18 protein-coding genes are annotated in these 25,876 nt (G+C 34.8%); 17 read left to right on the top strand and 1 reads right to left on the bottom strand.

What is annotated here, in order from left to right; translation table 11 throughout:
* The coding region (locus WG905_RS18410; protein ID WP_339593231.1) for a DUF3427 domain-containing protein at positions 1-966 on the top strand (966 nt) is incomplete at its 5' end.
* 18 nt (positions 967-984) lie between these two features.
* On the top strand, positions 985-1,668 hold the full coding sequence (locus WG905_RS18405) for a hypothetical protein (RefSeq protein ID WP_339593230.1): 684 nt from the start codon (positions 985-987) through the stop codon (positions 1,666-1,668).
* Between the two features lie 528 nt (positions 1,669-2,196).
* Here the strand turns inward: WG905_RS18405 and brnQ are convergent.
* Positions 2,197-3,510, bottom strand: a complete 1,314-nt coding sequence (brnQ, locus tag WG905_RS18400; protein ID WP_339593229.1) for a branched-chain amino acid transport system II carrier protein — start codon at positions 3,508-3,510, stop codon at positions 2,197-2,199.
* 448 nt (positions 3,511-3,958) lie between these two features.
* On the opposite strand from brnQ, the gene WG905_RS18395 reads away from it, so the two are divergent.
* From WG905_RS18395 to WG905_RS18325, 15 genes are all read left to right on the top strand, one after another.
* The gene (locus WG905_RS18395; protein WP_339593228.1) at positions 3,959-4,666 is read left to right on the top strand and encodes a DUF805 domain-containing protein; all 708 of its coding nucleotides are present in this window, start codon (positions 3,959-3,961) and stop codon (positions 4,664-4,666) included.
* A gap of 28 nt (positions 4,667-4,694) precedes the next feature.
* Positions 4,695-7,697 carry a virulence factor SrfB gene (locus WG905_RS18390; RefSeq protein WP_339593227.1) on the top strand — a complete coding sequence of 1,001 codons (3,003 nt, stop codon included), beginning with the start codon at positions 4,695-4,697 and terminating at the stop codon, positions 7,695-7,697.
* 7 nt (positions 7,698-7,704) lie between these two features.
* Entirely contained in the window at positions 7,705-10,488 is a 2,784-nt protein-coding gene (locus WG905_RS18385; protein WP_339593226.1) for a virulence factor SrfC family protein, read from the top strand.
* A 1-nt stretch (position 10,489) separates the two neighbouring features.
* The gene (locus WG905_RS18380) at positions 10,490-11,269 is read left to right on the top strand and encodes a hypothetical protein (RefSeq protein ID WP_339593225.1); all 780 of its coding nucleotides are present in this window, start codon (positions 10,490-10,492) and stop codon (positions 11,267-11,269) included.
* Between the two features lie 2 nt (positions 11,270-11,271).
* Positions 11,272-11,751 carry a hypothetical protein gene (locus tag WG905_RS18375; RefSeq protein WP_339593224.1) on the top strand — a complete coding sequence of 160 codons (480 nt, stop codon included), beginning with the start codon at positions 11,272-11,274 and terminating at the stop codon, positions 11,749-11,751.
* Positions 11,752-11,813: 62 nt separating this feature from the next.
* Entirely contained in the window at positions 11,814-13,124 is a 1,311-nt protein-coding gene (locus WG905_RS18370) for a S8 family peptidase (RefSeq protein ID WP_339593223.1), read from the top strand.
* A 5-nt stretch (positions 13,125-13,129) separates the two neighbouring features.
* Positions 13,130-14,116: a hypothetical protein gene (locus WG905_RS18365; protein WP_339593222.1), complete on the top strand. Its 987-nt coding sequence runs from the start codon at positions 13,130-13,132 to the stop codon at positions 14,114-14,116.
* A 9-nt stretch (positions 14,117-14,125) separates the two neighbouring features.
* On the top strand, positions 14,126-15,433 hold the full coding sequence (locus tag WG905_RS18360) for a TRAFAC clade GTPase domain-containing protein (protein WP_339593221.1): 1,308 nt from the start codon (positions 14,126-14,128) through the stop codon (positions 15,431-15,433).
* Between the two features lie 6 nt (positions 15,434-15,439).
* Entirely contained in the window at positions 15,440-16,936 is a 1,497-nt protein-coding gene (locus tag WG905_RS18355) for a hypothetical protein (RefSeq protein ID WP_339593220.1), read from the top strand.
* 13 nt (positions 16,937-16,949) lie between these two features.
* Positions 16,950-17,633, top strand: a complete 684-nt coding sequence (locus tag WG905_RS18350; protein WP_339593219.1) for a hypothetical protein — start codon at positions 16,950-16,952, stop codon at positions 17,631-17,633.
* Between the two features lie 65 nt (positions 17,634-17,698).
* Positions 17,699-19,276, top strand: a complete 1,578-nt coding sequence (locus tag WG905_RS18345; protein ID WP_339593218.1) for a hypothetical protein — start codon at positions 17,699-17,701, stop codon at positions 19,274-19,276.
* Between the two features lies 1 nt (position 19,277).
* Entirely contained in the window at positions 19,278-21,212 is a 1,935-nt protein-coding gene (locus tag WG905_RS18340; protein WP_339593217.1) for a hypothetical protein, read from the top strand.
* Between the two features lie 18 nt (positions 21,213-21,230).
* Entirely contained in the window at positions 21,231-22,010 is a 780-nt protein-coding gene (locus WG905_RS18335; protein ID WP_339593216.1) for a hypothetical protein, read from the top strand.
* 684 nt (positions 22,011-22,694) lie between these two features.
* A complete protein-coding gene (locus WG905_RS18330) occupies positions 22,695-23,771 on the top strand; it encodes a type I restriction endonuclease (RefSeq protein ID WP_339593215.1) in 1,077 nt (358 codons plus the stop codon).
* Between the two features lie 281 nt (positions 23,772-24,052).
* On the top strand, positions 24,053-25,870 hold the full coding sequence (locus tag WG905_RS18325) for a right-handed parallel beta-helix repeat-containing protein (protein ID WP_339593214.1): 1,818 nt from the start codon (positions 24,053-24,055) through the stop codon (positions 25,868-25,870).
* The last annotated feature ends 6 nt before the right edge of the window (positions 25,871-25,876 follow it).

The following is a 25,876-nucleotide window of genomic DNA, read 5'->3' as shown; positions in this document are numbered from 1 at the left end:
AACAGGAGGCAACTCATCACCAAAATCATCAATTTCGGACATCAATCTACATTACCATTAACCCTAAATAATTTCATCGATTTCTATCAAATTGAACTTGCCCAGATCTATAAAAGGAATGGTTGGAAAAGGTTATGTGCAGAAGCTGGGGTAATACCAGCATTTAATGAACCCCAAGAAAAAGAAATCATTCGCTGTATCCAGCGACTAATGCAATGTAATTCAATTAGCTATTTTAGATTTATCCAACATTTGATTATACATAAATTCAAACTTAATCAGGATGACGAAGAACATCGGCTGTTTCAATTGATGTTTCATTATGATTTATGGCTGAATGATGGGCCAGCGTTTGATTTCAAGAGTCTAGCAGATAGTATTGGAATCCTTCAGCGTAATCCAGTAATGCTGGGTGAATTACAAGAGGTCCTTGCCATTTTAATTAAAAAAGTCAATTTCCTGGAGAAGGAAATCAACCTTGGTTATGCTTTCCCTTTAAGATTGCATAGTCGTTACAATAGGGATGAAATTTTAGCAGCGCTGAGGATACATAAATTTGAACAGAAATCTTCTAATAGGGAGGGTATTGCCTTAAATAAGGACTTGAATACTGAAGCGTTGTTTGTAACACTCAAGAAATCTGAAAAAGAATATTCGCCAACCACATTGTATGATGACTATGCCATTAGTGACTATCTATTTCATTGGCAAAGTCAAAATAGAGCTTCACCAGAAAATGAATCTGGGAAGGTATATATCCAACAAAATATGTTGGGTAGAAAGATTTTGATTTTTGTTCGTGAGCAAAACAAGGATGAGTTTGGCAATACGCTTTCTTATGTGTTTTTAGGAGAGGCGGACTTTATGAAATCAAGTGGCGCTAAACCGATGAATGTGGAATGGAAACTTCAGGAACCAATGCCAGCCTATATATGGAAAGAAAGTGGGAAATTAGCTATAGGGTAATTTAAAAACGCAAATAATTTGAATTATCTACTAGACAAATATTTGAATGCCTTTTCTAGATTGAAAAGAGCAAATACAGTTTATGGGAAGGCACCTCATAAGCCTGTGTTATTGTTAAGCATAATTGAATTGATAGACAATGGGCTAATCGTGAAAAATGCTGTGCCAATAAATGCAGATCTCGTCGGCATGTTTAAAGAGAATTGGCAACTGTTAGTTCCTACCTTACATCAGCCTGATTTTACCCAACCTTTTTATTATTTACAAAGTGAAAAAGTAGCTGGAGCACCGTTTTGGTTTTTACAAGCTTATCCCGGCTGTCAAATCAATGCGCATATCAAATCCGTAAATAAATTAGCTGAAGTCTGTGCTTATGGCTATTTCGCTGAAGAGTTGTTCTTACTATTGGCGGATAAACACGCGCGACTTAGCTTTAAACATTTACTACTAGAGATTTATTTTTTAGAAAGTAAGGACAGCTTCCTGGCGATGAAACAGAAGGGAAAGGGTTATATGCACGATCAAATAATAAATGTTTTAAATGAACCCGAAGCACAATATAAACGTGTAAGTATTCATACAGAGGAAGATGTTTTCCGCATCGATGGGTTACTGTTTGTCCTTACCAAGTTTCACACAATTCCTGACCGAAAATGCGGAATCCGTATTTGTCATAGAGGATGCGGAAAAGCTGTTGCTTGACCGTGAAACTGGCCAGAGTTCTGATGTATCTTCAATTCTCAACCTTTGTGATGGTTTGCTTTCTGATGCGTTTAGCATCAAAATCATCTGCACCTTCAATATGGCTTCTTCAAAAATAGACAAGGTCTTACTCCAAGAGGCCAATAGCTTCAAATCGAAGCTGTCTGATATCATAAAATCATTTTAATAGTTAAATTGATGAAGGCTATTATCTATTCTTGTCGACTAACACATTAACAACACCCTGCCAGTGTTCGATGCAGATATTTATTCTAGAACGTTTAAAAAAATAATTCAAAATTATGAATCAAGTTAGAAAAACGGAGGATTTATTGGGGCTTAACTTCATTAAAGTAAAAAATTGTGTTGCATATTATATATTGGATGGACCGAAAAACCTAAGTGCAAGGAACAGCAAACGAGGTGAAATATTTCTGTCACAAAGATTTTTACAATAACAAATACGCTTTCACGCCTAATTAACTCGAAATTAGGAATCCAATAGCATACCGATATAGAATTTAGCGATTAGGTCGAAGGAATCTCAACTTCTTCTTTGTTTCCTGAGCCACTGATTGCCCAGGTTGCAAAGAAGCAAATAGCCGAAGGTATAACCCAACCTAATTCATATTGAAAGAGCGGGAGATGGTTCAAGGTTTCAAGGTTGCTTTCGCTAAGGAGCGAGAATTGTTTAAGTAAATAAAACAGCGCAATGACCGTTGAAGCCAGTAAAGCATTGATATAGGGTTTACGGTTTTTGACGATGGAGCCAAAGAAAACCGAATAAAGAACCAGGGTGATCGCAATTGGATAAACGAAACTGAGAATCGGATAGGCGAAGGTGATGATATTATCTACTCCGGTAATCGAGAGCACACAAGAGGCAACACAACAAATGGTAACCAATAATTTATAGCCCAGTTTTCCTTTGCTGAGTGACGAGAAGAAGGTTCCAAAAGCCGCGACCAGCGCAATCGAAGTCGTTAAACAGGCAAGCGCAATGGCAATGGCAATCGCAAGATTTCCATATGGCCCTAAAATCGAGTGGGAGATGCGCAACAATAACTCAGAACGCGTGATTGAAGTGTCTGATATACCAGAAGTAGCGCCGAGGTAGATGAGTCCGCCGTAGATGATGAATAGGAAAGTAGAGGAAACTACACCAGCGCTAATGACTACCTGCATTTTTGACCGGGTATTTTCATAGCCTTTTGCTTTGGCTGCAGCAATTATAATCCCGGCGAAGATAACGGAGGCTAAGACATCTAATGTTTGATAGCCATCAACAAAACCTAAGGTGAACGATTGACCACTGCTCAATGCTGATTCAGTATAGCTGTCAATGGGTGAAAATATACCGATCATTATTAAAACAATCAGCAAGACTAAGAGTAAGGGGGTGAGAATATTACCAATAATATCGACTACGCGTGATGGTCGGATGGTTAAAAGCCAGGTCACGATAAAAAAGATCACAGAAGTCAAGACCGGACCAGATGTTGGAAACGATGGTAAAATAGCCACTTCATAAGTCGTAGCCGCTGTGCGTGGTACTGCAATCAACGGACCAACGCAGAGCATGATCACGGTTCCTAAAATGGGGGACAAGAGCGGGTGAATTTTAGCGCCCAGGTCTTCGAATTTGTCACCAGCATTGACGACGGAAAGGATGCCGAGAAAGGGTAATAAAATACCGCTCAGTCCGAATGCCAGGATGGTGATCCAGACATGGTCTCCTATCTGTATACCAATATAGGGCGGAAGTAATAAATTGCCTGCTCCGAAGAACATGGCGAATAGGGCAAAGCCTATAGTGATGATATCTCTTGTCTTTTTATTCAAAACTTATTCTTTAATCGGAGCGTCGATTTAAAAAGTTCGCAAATTAGCTAATTTTTGTTACTTCTCAGCAGGAAATTAGAATACGATAGGCGTGCAAGAGGAAACCACGCAAATAGGGACTCAAATAGAAAGCTTTGGCTGTAAATTCTTACAATCAGTTTGTTGTTGCCCACTATAATCATTTGGGGAATGTATCCTCTTCATATAATTGCACTGACAATATTATTTAGTGTAAAGTATTTAAAGTCAATTATTAATGATGACCTGCATTTCTGAAAAAGTGAAATTACCTCAATCGAAATTTCTTATTATTGATGTATAAACTATTCTAATTCAATCAGATTTTATAAAAAAGTGGTTTTTACGGTTTTCCGTAAAAAATAAAATCCTCTATGATTTAGCTTTGGCGAACCTATTTAGCTAAGATAATTTTATATCAACCACATCTATGAAAAAGTACTTTTATGTAAAAGATTCTCAACGGTTTGGTCCTATTACTATTGAGGACCTTAAAAAAGTGAATATAACCAAAGAAACTCTTGTTTGGTTTGATGGGTTGACGGAATGGAAAGCGGCTATTGAGATTCCTGATTTAGAAGATTTATTTATTGTTCAAGTTGTGAGTCACTCAACCTCAATTGAAGTGAATAAGAATAATGATCTTTTAATTCCTAAAACTGAAGACCTACGAAGAACAGTCCCACAGTTTATTCAAGAACAATCGGATGAAAATAGATTGGTAAAATCTGAATATGATGATTCTGCACAAGTTGATGAACAAAATACACCCGTTGATGATTTTAATGAAACTATCCCAACTAATCCAAAGCAGAGGATGTTTGCTTCTCCATTTAGTTTTAATGGGAGAATACGAAGGACAGAGTACTGGCTTACATTCGTAGCGGTTAATTTATTGTTTTTTGTGGTAGAGGCAATGGGTGGAGGCTCATCTTCAGGTGATAATAATCTTTTGATTTTTATAATTTTCATCCCTGCTTTTTGGTTGATGATTGCCCAAAATGCTAAGCGATGCCATGATAGAGGAAATTCCGGTTGGTTTCAAATAATTCCATTTTATGGACTTTGGATGGCATTTGCTGGTGGAGATCCTTTTGGAAACGAGTATGGCCCGAACCCTAAAGGACAAAATTACTAATCTAAAATTTTAGACGATATAACAACCAATGAAAAGAATTTCTCTTATTGCTAATTCAAGTATTCAATATTATAAATATGAAATTAATATTGATCTTGATTTTGGCAAGGAAAATAGATTTTACTATCACCAGCCTTTCGACACTAATGTCTTCGATTTTATTCTTGATCCTCTATTGAAAATTACGGGTAATGGGAATGAGAAATTTTATCGTCTTCAAGAACTTATTGATAAAGATCTGATATATAATAAGCGATTGAAGGACGAGGTAGACTTAAATACATGTAAGGAAATAACAGAAGGTTATTTTGAAGAAAGCAACTTAAAGCTAGCACTCAAACATTATCAAAATAAGTGGTTGCCATTACCCTTTTTTAAAGAAAATTCAATAAATAGAGATTTGCTATATCCAACTGATTGGGTTAGGGTGTTTTTTAGCTGCGACGAGTCATTTAAACGCGCAAAGATTGTTTTTGCGATTGATACCTCATTGGCAAGAAATGAGGACGATAAGACAGGACCTCAGTTAAGTAATAATCCAGATGAAAATGTTTTTAGATTACAGCCAGATGAAATTAATTTAAGCAATTTCCTTTTCACTCGTGATGGTTCGATTTCCTGGATAGAAAAGTACTTAGGTGATATTTTTTATAAAAACAACGATGACGAACGGTACACCCACCCAATTAAAAAATATGTTGCTAAATATATATTATTAATTAAATGGTTGTCTGGCCAAGTTGAATCTCCTGATATACAGTTATTTACAGATGATGTAAGAAAAAAGGCTGTTGATTTAGTAATAGACATAGGAAACTCAGCAACATGCGCCTTATTATTTGAAAATAGAGATAACGATAATTTTGAATTTGATAGTGTAAAAAAATTAATCATTCAAGATTATACGGATCCACATCAAGAATATGATGCATCTTTTCCGATGAATATTATGTTTAGTGAATCTAATTTTGGAAATATAAACAAAGATAATTATCACAATAATAAATTCATTGTACCTAGTTTAGTTAGAGCTGGATTTGAAGCTGAGAAATTGATCAATGGTGCAAGTACGAATCTAGATTTAGGTTATGAGCTTAAAACCTTTAACTCTAGTCCTAAACGCTATTTGTGGGATGATAAACTGAGCGAGCGTGAGTGGGAATTCCAGCCAATTCATACAAATCGTGTAAAAAAAGTGTATCTGAACGGTATTTCTGAGCAGTTGAATTTAGATGGTTCTCTGATTAAACCAAAAGGAGTATTCGGAGCAAAGTCCTTGTTCTCAAGAGCTTCTTTAATGAAGTTTGTCTTTTTAGAGATCTTAATACATGCTCAAGTACAAATTAATTCATACAGGTTTAGAGAAGAGCATGGTGATATGACTGTTCCTCGTGTTATCAAGCGCATTACTATATCGTGCCCTACAGGAATGATTCAGCACGAACAAATCGCTTTGCGAAAAGCAGCTAAAGAAGCTTGTGATTTACTGGAAGGATACCAACGGATTTACTTTGATCAGGAGACTAATAGAAATGGGTTTAGTAGTCCAGAAATAGTTCCTTCCATTCAAGATCTCACTAGAAAGCTTAGCGAGGTTGAAGATAAAAAGGATTGGATGTATGATGAGGCCACTTGCAGCCAACTCGTGTTTGTGTACAGTTTATTTGCAAAGAAATTGAAAGCAAATAATTATGTCATTGAGCATTATGTTTTTAATAATAAAAGTCAACTGAAAATTGCATCGATTGACATTGGTGCAGGGACCACTGATGTAGTAATTAATCAATATGAGCTAAAGACTACCAATACAGTACAGAATATAACGCCGGTTCCTCTGTTTTGGGATAGTTTTATATTAGCTGGAGATGATCTTTTGAAAGAACTTATTCAAAAAATTATAATCAAGAGTACTACTGGAAACGAGAATATTGGTCTGTTAGCGAAGTTCGGTAGAGATAAAGGAATTATTGATATGCAAGATAAAATCAATGGTTTTTTTGGTGAAAACTCTAACAACATGGGGTATTTATCTAAAATGATGCGCAAATCTTTTATTCACCAGGTTGCATGTCCCATTATTTTAAAATACCTGGAATATGCCAATAAGACGGATGTTGCATCGCTAACTTTTGAAGAAATAATTGGCAAAAGGTTCGACAATAAAGCGCTAATAAAATATTGTGAAAAGGTGTTTGGATTTAACTTTTTAGATGTTAAATGGACAATTGTTCCAATAATTGTCAATACGGTGGTGTCTGCAGTTTTTGAAAGTCTAATAAGACAAATATGCCTGATCATCAATCAATATGAGTGCGACTATGTGATACTCTCCGGCAAACCAGCTTCATTATTAAGTTATGAAGCGCTATACAAGAAGTTTTTATCCATCTCACCAAACAATGTTATAAACCTTAATAATTATTGGGTTGGTAAGTGGTACCCTTTTGCCGACAATTCAGGGGTTGTGAATGACCCGAAAACCATTGTAGGGGTAGGTGCTATAGTAGCTTTAATGGCTGGTAAATTAAATAGAATCCAAGATTTCAGGTTAAATACTAAAGAATTAGCAAAAAGCCTCAATTCTACTGCTGATCATATTGTCTTTAAAACACATAATGTCAAGGAAGTGATATTAACCCCAAAAATTAACGAACAGACATTTTTAGTTAAAAATCTCCCTTTTGAATTTGGTTACTCGAAATTTCTTTCTAAAAATTATACGTACTCCGGCTTATATCAATTAAGTATAGATGCTAAGCAGATAGAAGCTGTTGTTAAAAGTCGGTATGTTGGCAAAGACACTCTATTCTATGAAAATCAAATAAACATGGAGCTTGGAGAAATAATGCGCCATTTGCCGTTAAAGATTACAGTTTCTAGGGATTTTGACGAAAGCAAAGAGCTTTTATCTATTGAGTATGTGGAAGATGTAGATGGAAATGAAAAACCAATTAATTTCTTTCAATTGAGCTATCAGACCCTTGATAGTGTACAGGGCTTTTGGTTAGATACTTGTGAATTTGTTTTATAGTAATGCGATGTTAAATAATTACACTGAAATCGAAATTAAGCTTATCCAGGATTTTATATCTGGTAGGTCTGTATTGATAGGAAAATCAATCCAATGGGTGGATAAACATTTAAAGTTTGAAGACCGTAATAAAGTGCTTCTAACATTGAAAAATAGTTTAAATACGCTTAAAAAAGTAGAGAACAATATTGGAAAGAAGCCAGTAATTGCTGTCTATGGTGCAAGTCAGGTTGGTAAATCTTACCTGATAAAAAACTTACTTAGTGAAGAGGGTAAACCTTTTCATATAGAAAATGCAGGCGTTTATTTCGACTTTTTAAAAGAAATAAATCCTCCTGGTACAGGGGCTGAAAGTACAGGATTAGTGACCAGGTTTACTATTGATCAGGATGTTACCTATCCGGATTTCCCAATAAAAGTCAACTTATTAGCACCTAAAGATATCCTGTTGGTATTGTTAGACTCTTTTTTTCTTGATTTAAAAAAAATCACTGCTTTTCCATCCAAAAGTGAATTTGAGAGTCATATTAAAAAATTAGAACTAGAAATACCAGACGGTAACCAAAATCATTTGACAGAATATGATATCCTGGAGATAAAAGAATATTTTGAAAGGAATCTTTCACAATACACTATTCTATTTGAAGGATTGTATGAAAGCCGATTTTTTGAGCGAATTGGTAAAATTATATCACACTATTCTTATGACGACTGGAGCCATATTTTCAATATATTATGGAACAAAGAAATTTTGTTTACTGAGTTGTTTATCAGTCTTGTTAGGAAGCTCCATACGCTGAATTTCACGAGACACGGGTATGTGAAATTTGAAAATGTATTGCGAGATAAGGGTGCTATTCTGGATGTAAAACGTTTGGGAGAACTTGAGCTTGATACGTTTGATAATTTAACAACATTTAAAACTATTGAAGGTAGTGAGGTTAATATACCTATTCCTGCTCTTACTGCGCTAATTTCGGAATTGGTGTTTTCTATCCCCAAAGATCTTGTAAAATCAAAAGAATTCTTGAATTTTAATGATTTGCTTGACTTTCCAGGCGCTAGGAGCCGTTTGGCATTGGATCAAAAAGATATTTCTCCAAAAAACATTGATGGCATGCTACTTAGAGGTAAGGTCTCGTACCTCTTTAATAAATATTCGGCTGATTTTGATATCAATAACCTCTTATTTTGTACAAATGATAAACAATCAGATGTTAATGAAATTCCTACACTATTAAATAATTGGATTCAGAATAATATAGGAGAAACTGCAGAAGAGAGAGAGCAGTCCTTGCAAGGATCAGATATACCTCCACTATTTGTGATATTCACTTTTTTCAATAATCAAATGAAATTTGATACAACAAATGATTATGAATATTTGGAGTCTGCAGATAAGTTAAATTATAAATGGAACACACGATTTGAGCGATTTTTCGAACAGGAAATAGTAACAAAGTCTCGAAATTGGAATACAAAGTGGACCCTTAAGGACAAATTATTTAAGAATTTCTACTTATTACGAGATTTTAAATATTCGAACGATTCATTTGTAGGTTTTGAAAAGGAGGGTGTTGAAACAGAAGTTAACTTAGAACGCGCAAATTTTCTAAAAGTACTTAAGGAATCATTTGTTAACCATAGTTTTGTCCAAAAACACTTTTCAGAGTCTGAAAAGGTTTGGGATAATGTCGCTGCCAAAAACCATGATGGCTCTAAACCGATTATCGATGCTTTGATAAAAGTTTCAACTAATAGAACTAAAATTAATCACAATCTGCAAAAACTGAATGCGATTCTTAAAAATGTTCAGGATGAGCTGGAACACTATATCCATAAAGATGATGTTGTAGCCTTAAGAGAACAACAGATGCGCCATGTAAATCAGTTTCAACTTTCATTTAATAATGCCTTGGTCAAAGATATAGGACTTTTCAATTCCTTAATAGATCGTATATCTCTCCATTCACAAATAGTTTATCATCTGTTGAACGAAAATATGGTTGTAGATGCGAGCAAAAAAGTGATGGATGAAACAACAAATGTATCCATTATGCTTGAACAATACCCTGAATTAAAGGATGCAAGTAGTAAAGATGAGGCCTTGGATATTCTTAAAAGATATTTGTGGTTACCGTCACATTCCGAGGTAGAAGATTTCCTTAAAAGCAACGGTGTAAGTATAAATAAACTTTTGACTCAAGAAGATTCTCATTCGAGCAAAGCAGCACATTATGTACAGTTGGTTCTTAATAATTGGGCAATAAAAATTAACGATTTGGACCAGTATAGTGATTTAATTGCACTTGGGTTAAGTAAGAGTAATTTAACATTCGTGTTATCTTATCTGCAGGAACTAACTCAAAAAAGGAAGATTGAAGAAAAATTAGTTAAGGTGCTTAATAATATCGTTTCTGAAATTGATATTAATCATGGCCATGAGTCATTTTTAGCAGAAACTTTCTCTTTAATTATCAATGAAATGGTAATAAATTTTGACATAAACTATTTTACAGATGAGGAAAAGGCTGAAGCCAGAAGTATTTTGGCCACTAATGCCAATCGATTCTATGAAAGAAAGTTAGATACATCCGATGCGGCTATTTCAGCATTGTTTGATAACGAACAAATTGATGTGCGAGCTATTTCTCTTCAGAAATATAATAAGTGGATAGAGTTTTTAAGAATTTCTTTACTCGTTAACGCTGGTTATGTGAATTACGACGAACAAGCCAATCGGGAGTTACAAAATTTGCTTCACGAATATTCACCTTTCCAATTAAACTAGAATGAATAAATTCCATTCAATTGCCACTGATAAATACATTCCCCTTTCTTTCGATAACGCTTATTTATTCGATCAATATGATCGAATAAATAACTTCTTGGTATTTAATATAGACAAGAAGTTTAAATATTTATTGGCAAAGCCAGTTAAATCAAACTTTGATATTGAATGGTATTCGACATTTAAGGAATTACATCAGGTCCAGGATTCTCATGGTCACGATTTTGGGCTACTCCAATATTGGGTTTTCTATGAAGAACTTCAACGTCTATTAATAGATATCTCGCGTACTAATGATGAAAATGTAAAAAATTGGGTCGAAATTATTAAAACAGTTTTTAATCCTGAGAACAATCTAATTTTTACCAATGGAAAAGATATTAGTATCATATGGGGATGGAAGTTTGAGAATAATCAAAATCAAAAACCTACAATTTTAACTGATTCTTTACAGAATCATCATCTTGATAATCAAGGTGCTACGACAGGTGAAAATCATTTTTTACCACCACTTATAGCCGAATCTCCAAAAGAAACTGATTTCATGGAAGATGAAAAATTTGTGTTGGAAAACAGCTATGTCGCATTGGATGATCCCTTGGAGGAAGCCTTTTTATCAACTCCTAAAGAAATCGATAATTATCAGGCTGTTGAAGAGATTGAAAAGAAAGGGTTTTTGGCCTTCCTGAAATATTTCGCTGCAAAGTATGCGTGGATTTTAATCCTATTACTAATACTTGTTTGTGTTATTTTATTTTTCAAAACTTTGAAATACAGTTAGTTATGGATAAAAATGAAACTTTATTCTTTCACCGAAATTGGTGGTTGTTCTATGCCTTGCTTTTCTTGTTAATAGGTTTGTTAGTCTATGCTGTTTTATGGAATCCAAACCATAGAATGCAAATTTTGAAACAGCAATTAATTGATTGTTCAACTGCTAACGTTAATACTACCCATGGTAATATGGTGAATTGTGATGCAAAGGTGCAATCTGGAGGACAAGGCAATACACGAACACAACATACGTTAGGCGCAAAATCTGGGAAAGTTGCACTTGAATATGATACTAAATCTATTCCTGACGAAATAAATGTATTCTATGATGGCCAGTTGGTATTATCTACAAACGGATTGGTCTCAAGCTTTGGACAATTAGCATGGGAATATAAAGCGGAACCTGGCAAACCCGATTATTTTGTTGTGGAGGTGTCTGCCCCTACAGAAGATACAGCTTGGGAATATATTGTGAACTGTCCATTGTAATCAACTTATCCGGAAAAATGAATCGGTACCCCTTTTATTATTATTTGATTGTAATGCTGTCAATGGTATTGAGTGTTCTTTTTTGGTTTTATTTAATCGATAAAAAAAGTAGTTCGATTTCTTTCACAGAACAAAGTGCAGCTTTAAACGAAGGTCAACAGCCAATGATTATTGGTGCTAATGGAAGCTACCGACTTCCTATAGCAGAGGAAGATATAATTATTGATGATGATCAAAGGCAGGTAGTTGTAAACCTAGTTAATATTGCAATAAAGGATAGTGTAGTACGGGTTGATGAATTTATCCATGCCTTCAATACAAAATTTGATGTCTCAAAGTATAAACTACTTTATGCTGATTCGACTATTAATTATCTGCAGGTTTTTGTACCCGAAGCAGATAGAGAAGCATTCAAGAAATCGGTAAAGACAACGATCCCTAACATGGATTTACTGGTATGGGATGAGGTGCTTTTCAGTCGATTAGAGACAGAGGGTGAGGCGAATAGAAATGTAACTGATAATAAGTGGCATCTTAAGGAGATCAATGTAAACCCTGATCAATTTCAACAATTGGGTAAAGGGGTTACAATAGCAGTTATTGACAACGGGTTTGACTTAAACCACCCTAGTTTAGCCGGTAGAATAGTTTCACCCTACAACGCCTTTAATGGTGGCACAAATGTTTCCCCGGCGAGCATAAATCATGGAAGTCATGTTGCTTCTATTGCAATGGGAAATTCTAGTCAGGTAAAAGGAGTTTGTGGAACATGTAAGTTGATGCCTATTCAAGTAGAAGATCCCAATGGATATACGAGCTCATCTTATGTCATCAGAGGTATTCTTTATGCCATTAAAAATAATGCTGATGTCATTAATCTATCACTTGGCTTGTCATTTAATACAAATGAGAAAATTCCATTAGATGTTCAGGAGGCTTTTATTAAGGATGGCGCTGTAGACGAAACTGCCTTTTGGAAAGAGTTATTTGCCTATGCGCGCAAAAATAAAACGGTGTGCGTTATTGCCGCAGGAAACAGTAACCAGCTAACCGGATTTGATCCATTCCAACGCTCTGAATCTACAATTAAAGTAGGTGCATTGGATAAAAATGGTCACGTCGCATCATTTTCAAATTATGGCAAGTACACGACTTTGTTTGCGCCAGGTGTGGATATCATAGGAGCCAAGCCAGGTAATCAAAGCGAAATGTTAGATGGCACCAGTATGGCCTCTCCTATAGTAGCAGGTTACATCGGTTTACTTAAAGCGAAAAGCCCAAACGCTACTTATGAAGAGATCTTTCAGCAATTACTCGCAAATACAGCTATTGCGAATGGTAATAAAGTATTAAAGAATAAAACTTTGAATTAAAAAACATGAAACAAGAAAATTTTCTATTCGTGGATGTGATTTCATCCATTTTTCTATTGATTTTACTTTTGTGCAATTTTTTGGGACTTGTTTATGTGACAGAAGGTAACATGCTAATCAGTTTAGCAGGAAGTTTGTTGGTGGTGATCTTTTACTATTTTGTATTGCAACTATTAAAACGCAACAAAGAACGGATGTTCAATGTCGGCTACCTGAAGAGTCCGGCTACATTCTTTTTCGCAGTGTTCATTGTATTTGGACTTGTGAGCTATTTTTTTATGATCCACCTGGTTAATATTGAAACAAACTGCAAAGTTAAGCTGCAAAAAGAGGCTGAAGAGAAAATGACGTTGGTCAAGAAGCTGACTACAGATTATAAGAATGTTGCAAATGAATCTTTGCAATCCTTTGAAGCAAAGTTCAAGAATAAATTGCTAGCCTATAAAATACACAGGACTAATATTTTACGAAATGAATTAAGTCAAGCTCCATTCAGCCTACCAGATGCTATTTTAAATAGTCCTTCCCAAAATATTGATGTTACTGCCAGTACCGATGCAACTTTAAATGCCTATCGAATCAAAATCAGTGAGAACAACATATTATTGGACAGTTTAATATTTAAAAAAGCCGATTACTATACCAAGTCATTCAACCAATGGGATAGGCTGAATTTGTCCACAAATTATAATGATTTGAACAATTTTGTCAAAACGAGCCTCATTCTCGTGAATGATAAAATTAAAGAACTTCCAATTAATAATGAGCCCTTCCTCATATCAATAAAGGATAATGAACTGCCATTGGAAAACCCAGTGAAGTTGGCAAAGTTGTATACGCCCAATTATGTTATCCCCTTTATAATTATTCTTGTCATGCACTTATTCATCTTGATCCCTTTCTGGACATATAGAGTTCCTATTTATCGCAGAAGCCAAAATAATGGTCGTAAAGGTGAAGTAGTTAATCATGGTGGAACAGTAGAAATTTAAATTATAAAAATGGATAAACATAAAAAACAAAATATCTTATCAAACTGCAATTTAGTTCCCATTGCATCTTTAGATCAGGCTATTATTGAAGGATACATTAATATTGACGAATTTGATCAATTTGGATTAAGCGCCAATAAACTACACGAGTTGCAGTTGCTGGATGATGAACGTAATGGGAGAATCGTTCTGCCTCCTGACATTCCAGGCCTTGATTTAGCAAATGACAACCTGTTGCCACCAAATATACCAGGTTTACCATCCTTACCAATTTTAGAGACACGGAGTAAGGGTAAGCCGGAGCAATCAGTTTTAGAGCGAATTAAAAATAATGATATCTCAGCGGATGATATTAAAGAACTTATCAACGATAATCAAATTTCATTCGATGATTTAGAGAATTTAGGCGTAGAGAAACGGGTTATACAATCGCTACAGTTCTACTCAAGTGCATCGGCCATTACGATCTTCAAGAAAATAGAAGATTTGCCTGCAATGGAAAGTGGCCGGACTGATGTATTTATGGTTGGTATGCCCTTTTCTGGTAAGTCAACGATTTTAGCAAGTTTGATCAAATATGCAAATCAACACGGCGTTTTAATGCACGATAGTTATAATCCTGATGGGAACAGGTATCTGGAAACCCTGAAACGTAACCTAGATTATGGCGTTTTACCCATTCGTACAGGTGAGGGAAGTTACAATTATATTGCAACCTCTTTGAAAGATCCACAAGGGACTAGTCATCCTTTCAATATTGTTGAGGTACCCGGTGAAAATTATCAAAAGATTTTTAATCAAGGTTTCGATAATTCTGAACTACCACAGTTTATTAACTATATAAAAAGTAGGAATAAGAAATTGCTTGTTTTTATTCTCGATGCAATGTCACATGACAAACGGTTTGAAGATGCAAAATTATTTAATGCTTTAGACCAGAGTATTGCTTATACTAATATACTATCCATTTTCAAAGATGCCAATGTTCTGGAGAATACCGATGCGGTGTATTTCGTAGTCAATAAATTTGATTATATAAAAGAAACCCGCTATCAGTTTGATGATCGCTCGGAAAGTGACCTGGCCTTCGATTATATGAACCAAGAGTTCTTATCACTCTTGGAAAATTGTAAATCGGCTCGCGAGCAGTCTAGAAATAAATTTAAAATTAAAGTATTGCCCTTTTCTATAGGAAGACTTGTCTACGAAAAGATAGTTAGGCAGGTTGATGAAACGTATCCAAAAGAACTAGTGAAGAATATGTTAGATGACAGTTTTGTCATTAAAGGTGGTGCGTTCTGGAAAAAATTATTTTAAGACACTATGGAAAATCCCCAATATACCAATAAAATTAGTCTCGTTATCGAGCGTACTTCAAATGGATTAGATTATGATTACATCTCTCCAGGATTAAATAAACAAGAATTAGGAAAACTTCATATTTCATTTGATGAAACCAATGAAGTTGGCCAGTTTAATCAAGGATTTTGCTATTCAATACAACGGACAGAACGCTATTTGGTTTATTCAATAATAAATACAAGTCATAAAGATAGTGCAAAGAGAAATGGATTTTATGCAGTTCGTTTAATTGTAAACCAGAATGAATTTATTGAAAATGTATTTGTCAATTTAGGTAAAGTGGCCCGACCATATGTAAACCACGTTAACACTAATAATTTCAACAATCAAAATTACGATGCGATTTTAAGTGAAATTGTAAAGGATGTTAAGAAAAAACACTGGATCACTCCAAAAATAGACTTAGAAAAGGTTGTATACTATCAATTTATTAATTTAAATGAGGGTCAAAATGCTTTGTTCAATAACCTAAAGTTAAGCTATGCCAAGAAGGTTTATTTTTTGAATGATAAATCCGCTCAATCAGATGGAATAGCAAGACAGTTTGGATTTCAACCTTTATCTACTTTTTGGGATAAAATTAAAGAAATACAATTTTCAAATCCGCATAGACAACATCTAATTTTAAATGTCAACACTGAACCCTTTTCAGTAAGTACGGAGCAGTTTGTGCTCGTGTGTAGAACCTTGGATGAAGTAAAGTATAAAATTGCACATGAAAGGCAATCAATTACTGTAGGCCCATCAGAAAAGGAAGTTGTGATTCAAAAGCCACTGGTTCCACTTCAAAATTTTAAAACAAGTAATCAATCAGGTCAACATAATAAGCGTTCAAACAATTTAATCTTACCCTGGGTTTTAGGGATTGCTTTAGGAATTGCAGGAGGCTATTTTGGAAGACCTTATATGGATGATGTGATTGGTGTTAATGTGCCTATGATCCAATATGTTGAGGGTTTTAACGCTCGAGATCAGAATAAATTTAATATCCAAATAGATACCAACTTTAAAGATGTCGTTCATTTAATATCTAAGGAACGACAGTTAAGCGATTACGTCTTTAAATATGATGGTAAATCTAAAAACTGGAACTACTTTATATCTAGGGATAAAAAAACAATAAAGAAGTTGACACTGAAAGATGTTGACTCATTGCTAAAAGACGATGATCAACTCATAGATGCCTTCAAAAAAGAACTCCGAGATGTTATTTCAACTCCAATTCCGGTAGAAAATCACAGCAAATCAAAGGATAAAAACGAGCTAAGGGATGAAAAAAGTACCTCAACATCCTCCGCAATCTCAACCAAAAATACGGCAGTTGAGAAGATAGGGGCAAAAAATCCAACGCCAAATAAAAATGGTGATAAAGAAAAGACTACGAAACCAATGACGAAAGCTAAGTCGGAAACACCTGCTAAGGAAATTGACACTACGAAATTGAATACCACTAAATAACCTTAATAAACCTATGAATCAGAAATATAGAGGTCTCTATTTTTTAGGCGCTACATTGGGAATTGGCCTATTAATAATTGGAGGTATGAAGGTCTTTAGTGCGGCAGAACTTACCTCTGGACCAACAAATGCACCTATTGAGCAAAAATCGAATGGTCATCAGACTTTGGAAAGTAAAATAAAAGAATTTTCAAAAACGAATTTTAGTCCTAAGCAATATAACAATCTTTTAATTGAGATTAATTCTGGTGCCTCACAAAGTTTATTTAACAAGGATATTAAAAATATGTTGATTGAACAGCTTAATGTAAAGTATAAGGAATTGGCCATGGGACGAATAAATTCCATGCTTCAAGCAGATCCGATAGATCAAGGGGAGCTAGACAACTTAATTTCACACATGGAAGGCACATTCGGCCATAAGAAAGAGTATCAGGATATAAAGTCGAATCTGAAAGCGCTGAGGTATTATACGCTGACTTTACCTCAAAAAGTAAATTCCTTAATCAATCAGGGCTTTGCTGAATTTGATGATAAACAATTCGAAGTTCTAAAGGCTGAGTTAGAAAGAAAGGTTAATCTTACTGCACTGTTTCGAAATAAAAGAGCAGTCTTAATTACCCAAAACACCGAATTACAAAGACTACAAAATTTTCACGATGGATACTTGGATTGGAGTCTGGAGATGTTGAAGTAAACATAGACTACCCATCGGTATTAAAAAATAATTTATTCTATAATATATCATCTATTAACGTCTCCATGAAATTTATACTTACCCTACTATTGTTGGGAATAATCCATTGTGGTTATTCTCAAAACAAAACTGACATTTTGCTGAGAGAGGCAAACAGTGCTTATAATCAGGAAGAATTCCAAGAGTCTTTAAGATTACTGAAACAAATTAACGCAAAAGACAAGTCCAAAGAACTCGTTGATCGTTTAACTTTGATGAATTACCATAAGCTATTAGCGGAAGAAGATTATCCTTCTTTTACCAGTATAAACCAATTGAGAGATAGAAGCGGGATTTTTATGAAGCGTTATCCTAAATCAAAATGGTTAGCTGATGCACTTGAAATCTCCAAGGAAATGAACACTTATCCCAAAACCTTTTCTGAATATGAAAAGAGGCGATTGGAAGAGGAGCAACGATTACTAAAGGTAAAACACGAAAACTTATTAAAGGTAATTAGGCTTTCCTATCAAAACGGCAATTATAACGAGACGCTTACGTCTATTCAAAATGCGCGATCTATGGGCTATAATAGTTTCTCGGTCCTATATTACGATTTTTTAATTAAGCATTATAACCTACAACATGCTTCTCATCAAAATTACAAGGATATTGAAGAGCTTAGAAACTTGTCATTAGCTTTAAGAATTAATTCTGATTCTACACTAAGTGAAGCCGAGATGCAGGCAATTTTCAATATTTACTCAAAGCTTCCAAAATCACTTGAAGAATTCAAGAAAATGGAAGATGCCAGGCAATTTGAGTTGAAATTGTTGGAAGTGCAACAGAAATTTAATACAATAGATAACTACTATAAAGTGTCTGATTATACACAGGTAATTAGTGTTGTTAATGATTTTTCAGAAGGGTCAATAGAAAGAATGAAAGTTACTTATTACCAAGCCATGTCACATTATAAAAGATTGGTTACTAATAAAGCACATACTTTCATTGACATTACTAATGTTAAATCTGCTTTACAAGGATATCTAACAAAATATTCGGATCAAAATCTTTCAAATACAAATGATATCAAAACAGCATTGGCTGACTTGTTTAACAAATATCCTAAAACCCAATTAGCGTATAATGCTATGCTGAAAAAGAAGGAGAAAGAAAGTCAGGCCATTATTCGTAAAGCAAACAGAAAAATGTTCACAAGCATAGGTTATGAATATGGAGAATTAGCTCCATATGGATTACGTTTTGAGACGGGCGGGCGTGCTGTAGGTTTTTTCGCCACTTTCCGTTATGGTATGAAAACGAATAGTGAATTAGTTGAGCATTACTCTAATACGGGAGAATCTCAACCCAACAAAACTGAAATATTATTAGGGCCGAATTTTAAATTAACCAAATGGTTGTTTTTTAATATTGGCGGGGGGTATGGAATGTATTCTCATTTGTATCGAAATGATTATGCAAATGAATCAGGTGTTGATAAAACAGGTTATATCGCAGGGTATGGTGGGATTACATTGCGCGCTGGAAATGTCATTAATTTAATAGGAGGGGCGTCTTTTATCGATATAGATAGGCAGATTTCAAATAGCAAATTGGCCAAACCTGAATACACTGTTGGTATTACCTTTAACATTAAATAACATGTATAATAGCATAAAAAATAACTCCATACTTTGTTTAATTTTCATCAGCCTAAGTTTTTTTATTAGCTGTGATGAAAAGGATGAGTTTGATTTCAATCAACATAATAAAGTAGCTGTAACAACTTCTGCAGCACAGCTAATTACAAAAAATGAAGTCACTTTTGTAGGTGAAGTAAACACAAAAAATAATGCTGATTTAACTGAAATTGGTTTTTGCTATTCGACCAATAATAATCCGACTACATCCGATGATATAGTTTTATGGTATGGAGTTTTGGAGACTGGCCCTTATCAACTCGATGTCAAAGGGTTGAAACCGTCTACCAACTATTATTATCGCGCTTTTGCGAAAAATAAATATGGTACAGCCTATGGTGAAATCACAAGCTTCAATACCGAACGAGGCTATGTAGCACAGGTACAGACGCTTGAATCATCTAATATCACCAGAGTATCAGCGGATGTTAGTGGTGGCATTATCGATAATGGTGGATATAAGATCCTAAACCAAGGGATTTGCTATAGTGCTACAAATAACACACCCACAATCAATAATGATAAGGTTATAGGAGAATTAGTCGACAATAAGTTTAAAACCTCACTAACAAAGTTAATTGCTGGATCAAAATATTATGCCCGTGCTTTTGTAATCAGTGAATTAGGAACTTCTTATGGCCAAGTTTTGACTTTTACAACGGCATCACCAGTATTGGCTACTGGAATTATAACTAATAGTGCTGGCTCAATTTTACCTTCATCAGCGACACTTGGAGGTTCTGTTGCTGAAGATAACGGTTCGCCAATAATTACTAGAGGAATTTGTTATAGTAGTATTAATACAACGCCTACAATTAGTAATTCAACTGCTATAAATATAGGAAATGGTACGGGTACTTATTCAGCACCAGTTTCAAACCTGCAAATTAATACGACTTATTATTTTCGTGCATTTGCAACCAATGGCGCAGGAACTGCTTATGGTTCTGTTATGAATTTTAGAACCTCTTTACCAGCCTTACCAAGTAATGTGAGCACTACTTTTCCATCAAATATTACGATGACTTCCGCTTCTACGGGAGGTTCTGTTACTGTTGATGGTGGTGGATCAATTACTGCACGTGGCGTAGTTTATAGTAATACAACTTCAAGTCCGACAATTAGTAATGGATCAGTCGTTAATAGTGGGACTGGATTAGGTGGTTTTACAGCTAGTCTCAATAATTTGCAATTTAATACAACTTATTATGTAAGAGCTTTTGCGACAAACGAAGCCGGAATAACTTATGGAACAGCGTATTCTTTCAAAACAAGTTTGCCAAGTTTACCAAGTAGTTTGACTACCTATAGTGTAAGTAATATAAATTCGACATCAGCATATTTTAGTGCATATATTGGAAACCCAGGGGGAGGGAATATTTCTGATAGAGGTTTTGTATATAGTAATAGTATTTATAGTCCAACATTAACTAATGGGTCTATTATTAAGACGGGTACTGGAGTTGGTAGCTTTAATGGCTCTCCAATAAATTTAACAAGCGGTGCTACGTACTATGTAAGAAGTTATGCAACTAATGAGGCCGGAACTACTTATGGCTCTGTGGTAACCTTTACGACTATTGCAATTACTGCACCAACAGGGGTGACTACGTACTCGGTGTCTTCAGTAGGAAGCACAAATGCCACATTAAATGGTTATATAGGCGATAATGGGGGGAGTACCATCATTGAAAAAGGTTTCGTGTATAGCAGTAGTTACAGTAATCCGAATTTAAATAATTCGTCAAAAACCTTGGTCTCTGGTACTTCGGTGGGCACACAAACTAAAAGTATTAGCGGTTTAACTCGATACACTACTTATTACGTAAAGGCATACGCAACTAACGCTTACGGTACAACCTATGGCGCCACTACCGCAAGTTTTTATACTAATTAACATCATTAACTTTTGAAAATGAAAAAGAATGATTTAATATATTCAGTGTCTTTGTCTCTATTATTTTTCTTTTTAGCTGGAATTTATTTTTATCTGTATTATATCAAAAATGGAAACAAATCAGTTAAAAACGAACAAAGTGTGGAAATTTCTCCAACTTTTAAACAAAATGACTATGACCCTAGTTTAGTGGACACTTTAAGTGATTTTACAATAAAAGAGCAGGAGATTTGGACATCTTTACACCCAAATGGAAAATTTACAACTAATGAACATGGCGGTTTTTCGAAGAAAGTGATAGTTAGAATCATGAATAATGTTAATCCTTCATCAAATTATTTTCATACTTCTGTTCATAGGGTTTTTTATTATAAAAACTTGGGAAAGCAAAAGGTTTTTGTTGTTTTAGTGTCTTATCCATTTGATAAAGATGTAGGATATAAGCACAAGTATCATGCATGTTCTCCCAATTATGACATTGCAAATTTTGTTTATGAAAACGGGACTTGGCAGCTGGATAATCATATTATCAACTGGGTTGGGGCAATGGGTGCATGGGGTGAGCCTGTACAACTAGAATTTGGAATATCGGAATTAGGGTATACTTTGGAAATGGAGAATTGTTTTTGTCAAGGAGGATCCTGCGAATGTTATAATGTTCTTTATGATATTCCGTCTTTGAAGGTGATAAAAGAAAAAGAATATACCACTAATGACAATCAAGTGGTTAGTCCAGAGAATGATTATAGTGATTCGGTGGAGGTTGTTGAACCTACTTTAGTAGATAGTCTGGAATAATGATTGAAAATAGATTAATATTCAAGATAATTATCAGTTCGTTTTAATTAGAACTCACTTGCATGAACGGTAAGAATGCTACAGATTAAAAAAACCAACTGCCAAGTTCTTCTCAGGCGGAAAAAGCATACCATTGTCCATCACAACAATATTGACCTAAAAATGGATGAGGGGGGCCAATTGGTGGTGGAATGCAAAACGCGAGATGAGGAACCATGTTGACTTTACGAAAACATAGGGCAAGGTGAGGCAATTGGTTCTTCACAGCAGACAAAATGTTTAATATCTTTTTTTATTATATCAACTTTTCAACGCAAGAAATGGTGAAATTCTCATGGATTGTATTTCATAAAGTGGTTGCCAAAACTGGATTTTAGAATTTATGAGACAAGATTAATTCTTTATTATTTTATTTTGCAGAAATATCTTGTTTTTTTAAATAATTTTACCAAATTTGAGATAATATGTTTTCTCTAATGCATTAGAAGACAAATTAACTAACTCTCAATCATGAATAATCTTCCCTCTTTGCATGCTTATGCATTTCATCAAATATTACATAGGCATCATCCATCTAAAAGCACCGCTGTTAATTTCGTGTCATTTTACTAGCAATTTCTCATTCTAAAACCAGTATTATCAAATTTCAGTATTCATTAACATATTTTAAATAAAAACCAACATATGGATTTCAAAGACCAAATTGCGCAGTTAGCTGCTCGAGTAGATAAAATGATTCCTCAGATTCAAACTGAAGAGGCTACAAAAAATGCACTTGTTATGCCATTTATACAGATTATGGGTTATGATGTTTTTAATCCATTTGAAGTTAATCCTGAATTTGTTGCCGATTTAGGAATCAAAAAGGGGGAAAAGGTCGATTACGCCATTATGATGGATGGACAGCCAAGTATACTTATTGAGTGTAAACACCACTTGGAAAATCTTGATCCGCATAATTCTCAATTGTTTAGGTATTTCCACACGACAAAGGCAAAATTTGGTTTATTAACTAATGGGCTTGTTTATCGCTTTTATACTGATCTGGTTGAAAAGAATAAAATGGACAGTACACCATTTTTTGAATTTAAGTTGACCGAGATTAAAGAAGCTGAAATCTTAGAGCTTAAAAAGTTTCACAAATCTTATTTCAATGTTGATAATATTACAAACACTGCTAGTGAACTTAAATATTTGAATGAACTTAAGGTTTTATTGAATAATGAGATCGCTCAACCTTCAGAGCCCTTTGTTACTTTTTTTACCAAACAAATCTATCCAGGAGTACTTACTGCAAAAGTTAAGGATCAGTTTACTCCAATCATTAAGCGTTCATTTAATCAATTAATTAATGATGCAATAAGTGATCGACTGAAATCGGCACTTAATCAGGAGAAGCAAAAAGAAATTAAAGAAGCAGTGCAAGTAGATTCTGGGACACCGGACGCATCGAGTTCTAATATTATTACTACAGAAGAGGAATTGGAAGGCTTCTATATTGTTAAATCAATTTTAAGGGAATTTATTGATTCTAAAAGAATAACTTATAGAGATGCTCAATCGTATTTTGCTGTTTTGTTGGATGATAACAATAGGAAAACAATCTGCAGATTATATCTGGGAAACAGAAAGTTTATTGCTGTTTTGGACGATAACAAAAAAGAAGTAAAATATGAAATTCAATCGGTCGATGATATTTATGCGAATGCTGAATTGTTAAAGATTGCAGTGGATAGGTATGAGACGAAGAAAGTTGGATAAATAGCTGGAGTAATATTTCTCGTTGCGGCAAATTACCTAAGTCGACATCATTCATTTTACAATACAAGGAAGAACTAAGTTTTATGGAGCTGAGTTCAAATCCATGTATTAACTGGTCAGAATCTTTGTTTGAAAAAGCTTTCAAAAAATAAAGGTGTCTATGATAACGCTTGCCCAATTTGGCTAAAATATTTACTTTCCAGCATGAAATTAGAATACAAGGAATTACTACTTTTGGATGAACCCTATTTAAATTCATGTATCCTCCTTTAATTAATCCCTTGAAAAAAATTACCTTATTGGTTTTATTGAGCTTTAGTTTAATATTTCCACTAACAGCGCAAACAAGTACTAAAGTATATAAGCTGTCAGCTTATGGAATAAAACCCAACACAGGGAAAAACATCACACCCTTATTAGGGAAATTACTAAAAGAAATTAGAAGTAAAACGACTGTTCATGAAGCAGTTGTTGTTCAGTTTCAAAAAGGGAAGTATAACTTTCATCCAGAAGGAGCCCTTAAAAGAGAATACTATATCTCCAATCATGATCAGGATAACCCAAAGATTGTAGGGATTGAAATAGAAAATTTCAAAAACATTACGCTTAATGGAAATGGAGCTGAATTGATGTTTCATGGTCGGATGTTGCCCTTAGCATTAATTGAAAGTACAAATGTGAAAATCAAAAACTTGAGTATTGATTTTGAGAAACCACAAATAACCCAGGTAAAGGTGGTTACCAACGATACCTTGGCAGGCAGTATTATCTTTGAAACTGCACCTTGGGTGAGTTATAAAATAAAAGACAGTACCTTTTACAATTTGGGTGAAGGCTGGGAGATGCACCCGATCGCAGGTATCGCCTTTGAAAATTCCACTAAACGCATCATTTTTAATAGTGGAGATATCGCGGTGGGTACTAAAGGGGTAAGTGAACTTTCACCTGGGAGAATAAAGGCGCATCATTGGATGAATAAAAAACTGATTCCCGGAACAGTGATAGCGATGAGAAGCTGGTACCGTCCTGCGCCCGGTATTTTTGTGCATAAAGGCAAGGATATCCATTTTGAAAATGTAAAGGTTCATTATGCGGAGGGAATGGGGCTACTGGCCCAGCTCACAGAAAATATTTACATGGACGGCTTTGGGGTGAGTTTGAGGGGTAAAAATGACCCGAGATATTTTACGACCCAAGCTGATGCCACGCATTTTTCGGGTTGTAAAGGGGTAATTATCTCTAAAAACGGTTTGTATGAAGGGATGATGGACGATGCGATTAATATTCATGGAACCTATCTTAAAATGATAAAACGGTTAGATGATCGCACAGTGATTGCCAGGTATATGCATGAACAATCTTATGGTTTTGACTGGGGGAATTTACAAGATACTGTTCAATTTATTCAATCTAAAACAATGGATTTATGGGATACGAAGAATACCATTGCAGCGATTACACCCATAAAATCGAGTGCCGTTAACCCAATTAAAGAGTTTAAGATTGAATTTACAAAAGCCTTGGCCGAAGAGATTGATCCATCAAAAACGGATATTGGGATAGAAAATTTATCATGGACACCATCGGTGGTTTTTACGGGTAATACCATACGCAATAATAGAGCAAGGGGTGCATTATTTAGTACCCCAAAACCAACACTGGTAGCGGATAACTTATTTGATCATACCTCGGGCAGTGCCATAGTGCTGTGTGGCGACAGCAACGGCTGGTACGAAACGGGGTCTTGTAGAGATATTACTATCCGCAACAATACGTTTGTCAATGCCTTAACCAGTATGTATCAATTTACCAGTGCTATTATTTCTATTTATCCTGAAATACCTGATCTTAAAGGTCAGAAAAATTACTTTCATGCTGGTATAAGGATAGAAAACAACAAGTTCGACACTTTTGATCAGCCTATACTTTATGCCAAGTCGGTAAATGGAATCGTATTTAGGAATAATAGGATCACGACCAATACTGCCTATCCGGCATTCCATCGCAGTAAAAAAAGAGTTGTTTTTGAAAGGGTAATAGGTGTAGATTTAGGTAATAATAAGGTGGATGGAAAGATTACTGATTTGCTTGGAAAATAATTAGCT

This window comes from Pedobacter immunditicola (assembly GCF_037482985.1).
In the GTDB taxonomy this organism is placed as follows: domain Bacteria; phylum Bacteroidota; class Bacteroidia; order Sphingobacteriales; family Sphingobacteriaceae; genus Pedobacter; species Pedobacter immunditicola.
This window is presented reverse-complemented; position numbering and strand designations above follow the sequence as displayed.

Excerpts from the sequence above, each read along its gene's own strand:
- WG905_RS18395 (WP_339593228.1), top strand. The coding sequence starts at position 3,959 with ATGAAAAAGTACTTTTATGTAAAAGATTCTCAACGGTTTGGTCCTATT.
- WG905_RS18390 (WP_339593227.1), top strand. The coding sequence starts at position 4,695 with ATGAAAAGAATTTCTCTTATTGCTAATTCAAGTATTCAATATTATAAA.
- WG905_RS18385 (WP_339593226.1), top strand. The coding sequence starts at position 7,705 with ATGTTAAATAATTACACTGAAATCGAAATTAAGCTTATCCAGGATTTT.
- WG905_RS18380 (WP_339593225.1), top strand. The coding sequence starts at position 10,490 with ATGAATAAATTCCATTCAATTGCCACTGATAAATACATTCCCCTTTCT.
- WG905_RS18375 (WP_339593224.1), top strand. The coding sequence starts at position 11,272 with ATGGATAAAAATGAAACTTTATTCTTTCACCGAAATTGGTGGTTGTTC.
- WG905_RS18370 (WP_339593223.1), top strand. The coding sequence starts at position 11,814 with ATGGTATTGAGTGTTCTTTTTTGGTTTTATTTAATCGATAAAAAAAGT.
- WG905_RS18365 (WP_339593222.1), top strand. The coding sequence starts at position 13,130 with ATGAAACAAGAAAATTTTCTATTCGTGGATGTGATTTCATCCATTTTT.
- WG905_RS18360 (WP_339593221.1), top strand. The coding sequence starts at position 14,126 with ATGGATAAACATAAAAAACAAAATATCTTATCAAACTGCAATTTAGTT.
- WG905_RS18355 (WP_339593220.1), top strand. The coding sequence starts at position 15,440 with ATGGAAAATCCCCAATATACCAATAAAATTAGTCTCGTTATCGAGCGT.
- WG905_RS18350 (WP_339593219.1), top strand. The coding sequence starts at position 16,950 with ATGAATCAGAAATATAGAGGTCTCTATTTTTTAGGCGCTACATTGGGA.
- WG905_RS18345 (WP_339593218.1), top strand. The coding sequence starts at position 17,699 with ATGAAATTTATACTTACCCTACTATTGTTGGGAATAATCCATTGTGGT.
- WG905_RS18340 (WP_339593217.1), top strand. The coding sequence starts at position 19,278 with ATGTATAATAGCATAAAAAATAACTCCATACTTTGTTTAATTTTCATC.
- WG905_RS18335 (WP_339593216.1), top strand. The coding sequence starts at position 21,231 with ATGAAAAAGAATGATTTAATATATTCAGTGTCTTTGTCTCTATTATTT.
- WG905_RS18330 (WP_339593215.1), top strand. The coding sequence starts at position 22,695 with ATGGATTTCAAAGACCAAATTGCGCAGTTAGCTGCTCGAGTAGATAAA.